Raw genomic sequence first — 11455 nt, forward strand, 5'->3', positions numbered from 1 at the left:
CGTCACGCCTCGCCGCCCGGATCGGGCCCGTAGCGGCGCCGCAGCGTCAGTGGATCTCCATGACGACGGCCTTGGGTTCGGTCATGAACTCCCGGCTGTGGTCGCCACCCTCACGACCGACGCCGGAATCGCCGAACCCGCCGAACGGTGCACGAAGGTCGCGGACGAAGAAGCAGTTGACCCAGACCGTGCCGGCCCGCAGGCGGGCGGCGACCCGGTGCGCACGGTGGACGTTCTCGGTGAACAGCATGGCGTTGAGCCCGTAGCGGGTGTCATTGGCCAGCGCCACCGCGTCGTCCTCGGTCTCGAACGGCGTGACCGTGACGACGGGGCCGAAGACCTCCTCGCAGTGCACCCTCGCCGTCGTCGGCGCGTCGACGATCACCGTGGGACGGACCGCCCAGCCGTCGCCGACGCCGCCGGTCAGCACCTTGCCACCGTCCTCGGCCACCGTGTCCAGGTAACCGGTGACCTTCGCGAAGTGCGTCTCGGAGGCCAGCGGGCCGAGCTCGGTGCGCGCGTCCATGGGATCGCCGAGCCGGAGGGCCTCGGCGGACTCGACGAAGCGGGCCACGAACCCGTCGTAGACGGGTCGCTCGACGAACAGGCGGCTGCCCGCGAGGCACACCTGGCCCGAGTTGGTGAAGATCGCGCGGTTCGACCACGACACCGCGGCGTCTAGGTCAGCGTCGGCGAAGACCACGTTGGCGCCCTTGCCACCGAGCTCGAAGCTGTACGGCGTCAGGTTGGCGGCCGCGACCCTACCGATGGCCTTGCCGGTGGCCGACTCGCCGGTGAAGGTGATGCGATCGACGTCGGGTGACGTGGTCAGGGCCTCGCCCACGGCGTCGGGTCCGTAGCCGTGCACGACGTTGAGCACGCCCGGCGGGATGCCCGCGTCCAGCGCGAGCTGTGCGAGCAGGGTGGCCGACGCCGGGGTGTCCTCCGCCGGCTTGAGGACGACCGTGTTGCCCCAGGCGAGGGCGGGAGCGACCTTCCAGCTCTCGAGCATCAACGGGAAGTTCCACGGTGCGATCGCCGCGACGACGCCCGCCGGCTCGTAGCGGACGTACGCGTGGTGTCCCGAGTCCATCGGCAGGGCCTCGCTGGTGCGCAGCCTGGCGTGGTCCGCGAAGAAGCGGACGTTGGCCGCGGCACGCGGCACGTCCTTGGCCCGCATCGCCGCGATGGGCTTGCCCATGTCGCGCGTGTCCGCGGCCGCCAGCTCCTCGCTGTGCTCGTCGATCAGGTCGGCCAGGCGATGCAGCAGCGCGCCACGCCGTCCGTTGCCCATGCCCGGCCAGGGGCCCGAGTCGAACGCCCTGCGGGCGGCGTCGACGGCCCGTTGCGCGTCCCGGCGGCCGCCCAGCGCCACTTCGGCCCACGGTTCTCGCGTCCATGGGTTGACGCTGTCGAACCGACCCCCGTCGCGGGACTCGACGTGCTCGCCGTCGATGACGTGCCGTACGAGGTCCATGATGCTCCGCCAGCCGTGGGTGCCGGCCCGGCAGCGCCGGCGTTGAACGCATGATAGGTGGCACCACCATGGCGGCCACCAGCGTTGTCCCGCCATGCGGGACCCTCGTGGGCCGGCGTCCGGGCCGACGCGGCGTCACCCCGTAACGGTCCCGAGGCACGCCGCGATCGCGGATGCGAGCCGATCCGCCGCTGCGTCGTCGAAGCGCAGGAACAGCGACGGCTCAACCAGCTCGATCTCGAGGACCAGCGGCTGGCCGTCAGCGCCGGGCAGCAGGTCGACCCGCGCGTACAGCAGGTCGCGGCGGTCGAAGGGCACCGCGTCGAGCGCGGCCTCCGCTGCGGCGCGCTCGCCGTCGCTCGGTGTGCGCGGATCGATCTGCTCAGCCGCGAACAGACCGCCCACCGTCTCGGGGGCGCCCGCCAGGATCGGGCCCTTGCGGACGGCGTGGCTGTAGTGTCCGCCGAGGTACACGAGGGCGGTCTCGCCGTCGTCGTCGACCCGCTCGACGTAAGGCTGGAGCAGCACGTTTCGGCCCTGCGCATGGAGGTGATCGACGTGCGCTCGGGCCCGGGGGGCCTCCTCGGCCGTGTAGCGCTCCGTGTCCTGCGAACCAGCCGACACCGTGGGCTTGACCACGAACCCACCAGTCGCGGGCAGCCCGACGGCCTCGCCCGGCTCGAGCACGCTCGACGGCACGATCGCGACGCCGCGGGCCGCCAGCTCCAGCAGGTAACGCTTGTCGCTGTTCCACTCGACGACGGCCGGGCGGTTGCGCAGCGCTCCCACGGCGTCGACGCCGGCGGCCCAGCGCACGAAGGCGTCACGCCGGCGCGGGTAGTCCCATGTGGAACGCAGCACCGCAAGATCCCAGGCCGACCAGTCCACCGCCCCGTCGTCCCAGACGCACACCCGCGACTCGATGCCGTGGCGCAACAGCGCGGCGGCGAGCACGGGAGCATCCTCGTCGAGGCCCACCGCCTCGGCCGCCGTCACGAGGGCGACACGGGGCGGGCCCGGAGCGCGGGGACGTCGACCGGCTGCCATCCGCACCGAACCCTACCCCCGCGGCCGCCGCCGACTGTCCGTCGCCACCTCGAGCCTCTGCGGCGACGGAGCGGCCGGATCGTCAGCGGGTGGTCGCGACCGCCTCGGCGAGCCGGTCCAGCAGCAGGTCCACCTCGTCGGCGGTGACCATCAGTGGCGGGCCCAGCCGGATCGTCCTCCCGTGGGTGTCCTTCGCCAGCACGCCCAGCTCGAGCAGGCGCTCGCAGACCGCCCGCCCGGTGCGGTCGCCGGCGATGTCGATGCCCGCCCACAAGCCCCGGACACGTACGGCGTCGACCTGGTCCGACGGCAGCGCCGCGAGTCCGCGACCCAGGCGTTCGCCCATGCGCGCGGCGTTCTCCTGGAACACCCCCGTCTCCAGCAGCTCGATCACGGCGCGCGCGACCGCACAGGCCAGCGGGTTGCCGCCGAAGGTGCTGCCGTGCGACCCCGGGGTCAGCACCCCGAGGACGTCGCGGCGGCTGACGACCGCCGACACCGGCACGATGCCGCCGCCCAGGGCCTTGCCCAGGATGAACATGTCGGGCACGACGTTCTCGTGGTCGACCGCGAACATCCTGCCCGTGCGGCCGAGGCCGGACTGGATCTCGTCGGCGATCAGCAGCACCCCCGTGCGATCGCAGATCTCGCGCACGCGGGTCAGGTAGCCGGGTGGCGGCACGATCACACCCGCCTCGCCCTGCACCGGCTCGAGCAGGACGGCCACGGTCTCGTCGTCGATGGCGGCCGCCAGCGCGTCGGCGTCCGCGAACGGCACCGTGACGAACCCGGGGGTGAACGGCCCGAAGCCCTCGCGGGCGGTCGGGTCGGTCGAGAAGCCGACGATCGTGGTCGTCCTGCCGTGGAAGTTGTTGGCGAACGTCACGATCTTCGCGCGGCCCGCCGGCACGCCCTTGACGGTGTAGCCCCAGCGGCGGGCGACCTTGATGGCGGTCTCCACGCCCTCGGCGCCGGTGTTCATCGGCAGGACCATCTCCATGCGGCACAGCTCGGCGAGCTCGCGACAGAAGTCCGCGAACTGGTCGTGCGAGAAGGCGCGGCTCGTCAGCGTGACCCGGTGCAGCTGCCGCTCCGCCGCCGCGACCAGCGCGGGGTGACGGTGGCCGAAGTTGAGGGCCGAGTAGCCTGACAACGCATCCATGTAGCGGCGACCGTTGACGTCGGTCACCCACGCGCCCTCGGCCTCCGCGACCACGACCGGCAGCGGAGCGTAGTTGGGGGCCTCGTACGTGGCCTGGTCTCGTGCGTTGATCGTGGTCATGTGGCGAACTCCGTGAACGACAGCACCACACGCGGGTCCCACGTGTTGACACCATCTGTACTCTACGACGTGCCCAGAGTGAACGATAGGTGAGGATGTCGGGAGTGGTCGAAGATTCGTTGCAGATCGACGCGCTTGATCGCAAGATCATTGCACAGCTCATGCTGGATGGCAGGCGGAGCTTCCGCGCGCTCGGCGCCACCGTTGGGCTGTCAGCACCCGCTGTCAAGCGTCGGGTCGACCGTCTGCACGACGACGGGGTGATCGCCCGGTTCACCGTCGCCGTCGACCCCCGCGTGCTGGGCTGGAGCGTCGAAGCCTTCATCGAGCTCTTCTGCGCACCCCGTACGCCGTCCCACAGCATCCGTGAGGCGCTCGCGGACCACCCTGAGGTGGTGTCGGCGTTCACGATCACCGGCGACGCGGACGCGCTGCTGCACCTGCGCGTCGCCGACGCCGCCCACCTCGAGGCGGCACTCGAGCGCATCAGGGCCGAGCAGATCGTCACGCAGACCCGCAGCGTGGTCGTGCTGTCGCGTCTGCTCGACCGGTCCTGAGCCGCGTTCCCCGCGCATCACCCGATGCGGGTGGTGCGGCCGGTGCCGAACCGCTCGGCCATCAGGGCCTTGAGGCCGACGGGGAAGCGCTCGTGCATCGCCACGTGGGCGTCGATGAGATCGCGCTGGACCTCGGCGTCGCCGTCGAACGCGGCGCTGCACCGCTCGGGCTCGACGTTCGCCAGGCCGAGGATCGCGCCGGCGCAGCCCGCCGGGCCCGCGAGCGACAGCACCGCCGACGAGCCTGTGTACAACGGCAGCGCCGTGGTCCGCAGGGTCACCAGCAGCCGCTCGGCGTCGCCGGTCGAGTCCTTGCACCCGGCAACGGGCAGCGAGCCGATCACCTCCACCGGCAGGCCCGGCGGCGAGACCGTCGGCAGATGGTACGCCAGCACCGGGACGGTACCCGCGGCCACCGCCACCTGCTCATAGTAGGGGCGCGGGTCGGCGGTGTGCGGGGGCGACAGCGTCAGGACCGCGTCCGCGCCACCGTCGCGCGCCCGCGTCGTCAGGTCGACGGCCTGCCGGGCCGAGGGCGCACCGGTGCCGGCGATGACGGGCACGCCGTCCACGGCGGACCGCACGGCCGCGAGCAGGCGTTCGCGCTCGTCGATGCTCAGCGCAGCCGCCTCGCCGGTCGTGCCGGTCACCACTACGGCCCGCACCCCGAGCTCGACGAGCCGTGCAGCGTGCGCCGCCGTGGCGTCGGCGTCGACCTCGCCGTCGTCATCGAACAGCGTGACCAGTGCGACACCCACCCCCGTGAACACCATGGCGGCAGCGTACCCGTCACGCCACGGCCGACGCGGCCCGCCGTATCATGCGCTGCCTGCCACCACCAGGGGAGCGCATGACCGAGGACACCACACGGGCGGCCGGCGAGCGCGCGGCGTTGCTCAGGCTCGCGGTCGACATCGCACGCGAGGCGGGCGCGCTGCTGCGGTCCTACGCTGACAGCGACGACCTGCACGTCGCCACGAAGTCCACGGCCACCGATCCCGTGTCGGCCGCGGACCACGCCAGCGAGCGCCTGATCAGCGAGCGCGTCCGCGCCGCCCGACCCGACGACGGCCTCATGGGCGAGGAGCAGGAGGGCGACCGTGAGGGGTCGACCGGCCTGCGTTGGGTGGTCGACCCCCTGGATGGCACCGTCAACTACCTGTACGGCATCCCCCAGTGGTCGGTGAGCATTGCCGTCGAGGACGCCGACGGCCCACTCGTGGGCGTGGTGCACGACCCGAGCCGCGACGACCTGTTCACCGCGATCCGCGGTGGCGGTGCGCGGCTCAACGACACGCCGCTGCGGCTGGATCCGCCGACCGACGTCAGCGACGCTCTGATCGCCACGGGGTTCTCCTACGACCCCGCCGTGCGTGGTCGGCAGGCCGAGATGCTCACCGGACTGATCACCACGGTGCGCGACGTGCGCCGGCTGGGGTCGGCGGCGCTCGACCTGGCCTGGCTCGCGGCCGGCCGATGCGACGGCTACGTCGAGTTCGCGCTGCACCGCTGGGACTACAGCGCCGGCAGCCTCCTGGTCACCGAGGCAGGCGGAATCGTCGCCGCGTGGGAGCTGGCGTTCGGCGACGACGTACGCAAGGGCCTGAGTGCCGGCGGGGAGAGGGTCAGCGATCACCTCGCGGCGTGGCTCGAGGCGGCCGGCGCCCACCGGATCCCGCTGGAGGCGTTCGTCGAGTGACTCTTCACGACCCGGGCGATTAGGTCATGTCGCGCGCATCCGTTGGCGGTCGCGGATCCAGTCGCACCTGCTGAATCGCGTACTCACGGACGGCGAGCACAGTGATCCGCCAGCCCTCGAGCTCGAGCTGGTCACCGACGGCTGGGAGGCGCCCGAGCCGGTCGAGGATGAGCCCGGCCAGGGTGACGTAGTCGCCGGTGGGCAGGTCGACGTCGAGATCGACGAGGTCGTGGATCGGGAAGTGGCCGGCCAGGGTGATCGATCCGTCGGGGTGGCGGATGGCGGCCCGGACATCGGGATCGTACTCGTCGTGGATCTCTCCGACGAACTCTTCGACCAGGTCCTCGACGGTCACGATCCCCTCGATCGCGCCGTACTCCGAAACGACCAGCGCCATCGTCTGCCGCGCGGCCTGCAGGGCGCGCAGAGCGTCGATCAACGGCAGGAACTCCGGCAGCGCGACGGCCGTCCGTGCCCGGTCGGCGACCGTTCCCGACTGGCCGACGAGGTCGAGCAGCGACACGACCCGGTCGGCGTCGTCGAGCCGCTCGCGGTACACCGGCGCGCGGGTGTGGCCCGCGTCTCGAAGGCGGTCGATCGCCGCGTCGACGCGGAGGTCCTCGGCCACCGCGAGAACCTGTGGTCGTGGGCGGACAACCTCTCGTAGCGTGCGGTTGATCGCCTCCAGCGCACCGGTGATGATCTGCCGCTCAGCGCGGCTGTACAGGCCGCCGGCGGCGATCAGGTCGCGGACCTCCTCGTCGGTGACCATCTTCCGGCCGAGGCGGGGGTCGCCGCCGAACACCCGGATCGTGACGTCGGTCGCCTTGCCGAGCAGCCACACGACGGGACGCGCGACCGTCGCCAGCGCCGCCAACGGACGTGCCGCCAGCAGCGCCCAGCGCTCGACGTGCTGCATGGCCAACCGCTTCGGAGCCAGCTCCCCCAGTACGAGCGTGAAGAAGGTCAACACGGACGTCACCACAACGATGGCGACCGGGCGGGCGGCTGCGCCAAGAGCGGCGAGCCTCCCGATCAGTGGCTCGGCCAGCGTGACGGCCGCGGTCGCCGATGCCAGGAACCCAGCCAGTGTGATGCCGATCTGGATCGTTGCGAGGAAGCGGTTGGGGTCACGCGCGAGCCGCGCTGTCAGCTGCCCGCGGCGGCCACGCTTCTCGAGGCGCTGGATCTGGCCCGCACCCAGGGAGATCAACGCGATCTCGCTGCCGGCGAACAACGCGTTGGCAACGACCAGTGCGCCCACGAGTGCCAGCTGCCACCCAATGCCCACGACATGCTCCTTGTCCTGTTCCACCAACAGCCTTGTCGGACGCCACCTGCGATGCCAGACGTGCACACGACTGTGACCCCGCGGTACGGGCAAAGGCGTGACCGCCTTCGCGAACGACCGGCGAAGGCCCTGATCGCCGAACAGCACAGCAGCGGCGCCTGCGCATGCTCGGGTGCAACGCGACCGCCCGACGGCCGAACACGCGGCTACCCGATGGCGGACCGTCGATCCAGGCCTACGGCTGGCTGCCGTGCGTCTCGACGTGCAGCCGCCGCGCCTGGGCGACCCAGCCACCTCGGCGCAGCCGCGTGACCAGCCGCGGCCGGCGCGCCGCGAGCTCGGCGATCGCGCGATCGTCGAGCAACGCGAGCTGCCGGAAGGTCGTGATCCCCTCCGCGCGCAGCTGCCGCTCGAGCGCCGGTCCGATGCCGCTGATGCGCTGCAGCTCGTCCTCGGTCGCCGCGGCCGGCGTCTCCGCCGCGTCGGCCTCCAGCACCAGGGGCGTTCCGATCTCGGCATCGGCAGCCGGTTCCTCCTCCGCCACCGGCTCCTCCACGGTCGCCGGCCCCTCCACGGCGTCCTCGACCACCGCCGGCCCCTCCACGGCGTCCTCAACCACCGCCGGCCCCTCCGAGGGTTCCTCTACGGCGACCGGCTCCTCCACGACCGTCGGCTCCTCCCCGGCGACCGTCACGTCGGCCGCCGCCTCCGGCTCGGCGCCCGGTGCGGGCCCGGGCGCTCCTCCCGACTCACGGTCGGCGCCGCCCTCGGCGCGCTCCGTCGCGTCGGAGAGGTCGAGCGTGGCCGCGACCGGTGCGAGGGGCGCCGCGACGCGGTCCTCGTCAGCCCCGGCCGCGTCCTCCACGACGCGGGCGTGGGCGTGTTCCGGCATGGCATCCACGTCGGCGCCGCGCGTCGCCGCCGTCGCCGCCGGCCCAGCCTCCACCGGGCGCGATGCCGCGTCCTCCGCAGCCGTTGACGTGTCCGTCTCGCCGCCGTCGCCGGCGGCGGTGGCCACCGCCGCGTCCTCGGCGGGCAGCGCCACCTCCTCGGTGATGTCGGCGTCGTCGTCGAGCTCCGCGTCGTCGAACAGGCGCACGTCGTCGTCGGGAATAGTCGCGGCGTCGGCTGCGACATCGACCGGCTCGTCGGCGGACGGCTCGACGAGATCGTGGTCCCCCTCGAGTTCGGCAAGCTCGTCCTCGAGCTCACTGACCGTGGCGTCGCGTTCGGCCAGCAGGTGCTGGGCGTTCGTCAGCTGCCCACGCAGCCGCACCATGTCCTTGTTCGCCAGCTCCAGACGTGCCGACGTCTCGGCGAGGGTGGCGGTCGCGCGGTCCCGGGTGCGCACCACGTCCTCGTACAGCGCCCGCTCGACACGCTCACGGTGCAGCAACCAGCCGAAGAACAGTCCAAACGCGCAGCCCGCTGCAAACCCGAGCAGCACCAACAAGCTTGTGCCTTTCACGTGTGGACGTGCCGCCCGCCGTCGTAGGTGGCGCGGGCAGTCGAACGGCGCGGTCTCCCCGTCGCAGTGTGGACGTCGCGCCAGTTCACTGCATCATGACGGCCGCCGCAACCTGTTGACCTGTCTGGACGCGCAGGATCCGTCGACAGCTCATCGCGCCCTTGACCGTCCCGTGATCGGGCGGCACGATGCGGCGCGTCATCGGCAACGGTTGTGTCGAACGCAACACAAGGGTCACCGCCGGGAGGTCGCCGTGCACATCCTGTTCGCGGACGCGTTCCACCCCGACCACGCCGATGCGCTGCGGGACCGCGGCCACGCGTGCACCTTCGCACCCCAGCTCACGGCCGACGACCTTCCCGACGCCGTCGCCGGCATGGACGTCCTCGTGGTCCGCAGCACCAGGGTCACGTCGACGACCATCGCCGCAGCGGGCTCGCTGGGCATCATCATCCGTGCGGGTGCCGGCACCAACACGATCGACAAGGAGGCGGCGGCCGAGCACGGCATCTACGTGTGCAACGTGCCCGGGCGCAACGCGATCGCCGTCGCTGAACTGGCGTTCGGCCTGGTCGCCGCGCTCGATCGCAACATCCCCGACAACGTCGCCGACCTGCGCGCGGGCATCTGGAACAAGAAGCGGTACACACAGGCCGGTGGGCTGTACGGCCGCACGGTCGGCGTCGTCGGCCTCGGCGACATCGGGCTCGCCTTCGCCGAGCGCGCCGCCGCGTTCGGGATGCGCGTGCACTCCGTCGCGAAGCCCGGTCGACCGCCGGAGGTGTTGGCGCGTGCCGAGCGCGCCGGCGTGTCCTTCGTCGACGATCTCGCCACCCTGGCGGCGACGTGCGACGTGCTGTCGTTCCACGTGCCGTTGAACGATGACACGCGCGGCATGGTCGACGCCACGCTGCTCGACCGCGTGCGACCCGGCACGTGGATCATCAACACGTCCCGCGGCGAGATCGTCGACGACGACGCGCTGCTCGACGCCATCCACGAGAAGGACGTGCGGGCCGGGCTCGACGTCCACAACGGCGAGCCGTCGTCGTCGACCGGCAGGTTCGACTCGCTTCTCACCCAGCATCCGAACGTCTACGGCACGCACCACATCGGCGCGTCGACGGAGCAGGCGCAGCGCGCGATCGCCGCCGAGGTCGTCGCGATGCTCGACGCCTACGAGCACGGCGAGATCCGCAACTGCGTCAACATCGAATCGCAGCCGGTCGGCAACGCGACGTTGGTCATCCGCCACCTCGACGAGGTCGGAGTCCTGTCGGACGTGCTGAACGTGTTGCGCCAGTGCGAGCTGAACATCGAGCAGATGACGAACACGATCTTCGCCGGACGCACGGCCGCCGTCGCCACGATCCACACCAGCGGCGCGACCCCCGACGACCTGGCGGACCGCCTCAACGCGGTCGACCGGGTGCTTCACGCCAGCGTCCGCAACGTCGCGGGCGACGCGTGACAGCTGGCGACAGGTGCGGCGGGACGCGTGACGGGCAGGCTCATGACACGATCGGACCGATCGCCACCGCACCACACCGAGGAACCATGACCACTGACGACGCCACCAGGACGACCGGCACCCGCGTGCACAACTTCAGCGCCGGCCCGTCGACCCTGCCGCTGACCGTGCTCGAGGAGGTCCGCGACCAGCTGGTCGACTACTCGAGCAGCGGCATGTCGCTGCTCGAGATGAGCCACCGGAGCCAGCACTACGACGCGGTCCACCGGCAGACGATGGACCTCACTCGCGAGGTGTTCGCGCTGCCGGACGTGTTCGACGTGCTGTTCGTGCAGGGCGGCGCGACCCTGCAGTTCTCGATGGCCCCGGCCAACCTTCTGACCGACGGCGCGGCCGCGGCCGTGGCCCACACGGGCTCGTGGTCGCGCAAGGCGCTGGCCGACAGTGAGGTGTACGGCACCACCTACATCGCCTGGGACGGCGAGCCCGTCGGCTATTCGCGCACGCCCTCGGCGGACGAGCTCGAGATCCGCGAAGGCACCCGCTACCTGCACGTCTGCTCCAACGAGACGATCGAGGGCGTGCGCTTCGTCGAGTTCCCCGACGTGGGCGTGCCGCTGGTCGCCGACATGTCGAGTGACATCGCGACCCGCGAGCTGCCGTGGGAGCGGTTCGACCTGGTCTATGGCGGCGCTCAGAAGAACCTGGGGCCGGCGGGCATGGCCCTGGTGTTCCTGCGGCGCAGCACGCTCGCGTCGATGCGCACCGACCTCGGCGCCTACCTGCGCTACGGCATCCACGCGGCGAAGGACTCGCTGTACAACACGCCGCCCGTGTTCTCGATCTGGGTGACCGGCAAGGTGCTCCGGTGGATCCGCGACGCGGGCGGGCTGAAGGCGATGACGGCCGCGGCCGAACGTCGCGCGGGCGTCGTGTACGCCGCCATCGACGACAGCGACGGGTGGTACCGGTGCCCCGTGGAGCCGGCCAGCCGGTCGCTGACCAACGTGGTGTTCCGCCTGCCCGACACCGACCTCGAAGCACGGTTCCTGGCCGAGGCGGCCGAGCACGACTTCGTCGGGCTCAAGGGCCACCGCAGCGTGGGAGGCTGCCGCGCGAGCCTGTACAACGCGATGCCGCAGGACGGCGCCGACGCGCTGGCC

The 11455-nt window shown here is 71.8% G+C and carries 10 protein-coding genes; 4 read left to right on the forward strand and 6 right to left on the reverse strand.

The window, feature by feature from the left end:
- Nucleotides 1-46 precede the first annotated feature (46 nt).
- From VK923_19975 to rocD, 3 genes are all read right to left on the reverse strand, one after another.
- On the reverse strand, nt 47-1477 hold the full coding sequence (locus VK923_19975) for an aldehyde dehydrogenase (GenBank protein HSJ46956.1): 1431 nt from the start codon (nt 1475-1477) through the stop codon (nt 47-49).
- 135 nt (nt 1478-1612) lie between these two features.
- The gene (locus VK923_19980; GenBank protein ID HSJ46957.1) at nt 1613-2524 is read right to left on the reverse strand and encodes a hypothetical protein; all 912 of its coding nucleotides are present in this window, start codon (nt 2522-2524) and stop codon (nt 1613-1615) included.
- A gap of 82 nt (nt 2525-2606) precedes the next feature.
- Complete coding sequence (gene rocD, locus VK923_19985) at nt 2607-3806, reverse strand: ornithine--oxo-acid transaminase (protein ID HSJ46958.1); 1200 nt, start codon at nt 3804-3806, stop codon at nt 2607-2609.
- 95 nt (nt 3807-3901) lie between these two features.
- Here rocD and VK923_19990 point away from each other — a divergent pair, with 95 nt between their 5' ends.
- A complete protein-coding gene (locus VK923_19990; GenBank protein ID HSJ46959.1) occupies nt 3902-4363 on the forward strand; it encodes an Lrp/AsnC family transcriptional regulator in 462 nt (153 codons plus the stop codon).
- A 17-nt stretch (nt 4364-4380) separates the two neighbouring features.
- On the opposite strand, the gene VK923_19995 is transcribed toward VK923_19990, so the two are convergent.
- On the reverse strand, nt 4381-5136 hold the full coding sequence (locus VK923_19995) for a dihydrodipicolinate synthase family protein (protein HSJ46960.1): 756 nt from the start codon (nt 5134-5136) through the stop codon (nt 4381-4383).
- Nucleotides 5137-5213: 77 nt separating this feature from the next.
- Here VK923_19995 and VK923_20000 point away from each other — a divergent pair, with 77 nt between their 5' ends.
- The gene (locus tag VK923_20000; GenBank protein HSJ46961.1) at nt 5214-6062 is read left to right on the forward strand and encodes an inositol monophosphatase family protein; all 849 of its coding nucleotides are present in this window, start codon (nt 5214-5216) and stop codon (nt 6060-6062) included.
- Nucleotides 6063-6081: 19 nt separating this feature from the next.
- Here VK923_20000 and VK923_20005 read toward each other — a convergent pair whose 3' ends face one another.
- Entirely contained in the window at nt 6082-7353 is a 1272-nt protein-coding gene (locus tag VK923_20005) for a hemolysin family protein (GenBank protein ID HSJ46962.1), read from the reverse strand.
- Between the two features lie 235 nt (nt 7354-7588).
- Nucleotides 7589-8821: a hypothetical protein gene (locus VK923_20010; GenBank protein HSJ46963.1), complete on the reverse strand. Its 1233-nt coding sequence runs from the start codon at nt 8819-8821 to the stop codon at nt 7589-7591.
- Nucleotides 8822-9074: 253 nt separating this feature from the next.
- Between VK923_20010 and VK923_20015 the strand changes: the two genes are divergently transcribed.
- Entirely contained in the window at nt 9075-10292 is a 1218-nt protein-coding gene (locus VK923_20015; protein ID HSJ46964.1) for an NAD(P)-dependent oxidoreductase, read from the forward strand.
- An 86-nt stretch (nt 10293-10378) separates the two neighbouring features.
- Nucleotides 10379-11455, forward strand: a 1077-nt coding sequence (gene serC / locus VK923_20020) for a 3-phosphoserine/phosphohydroxythreonine transaminase (protein ID HSJ46965.1), incomplete at its 3' end; no start/stop codon positions are given.

The sequence above is a fragment of the Euzebyales bacterium genome, assembly GCA_035461305.1.
Lineage (GTDB): Bacteria > Actinomycetota > Nitriliruptoria > Euzebyales > JAHELV01 > JAHELV01.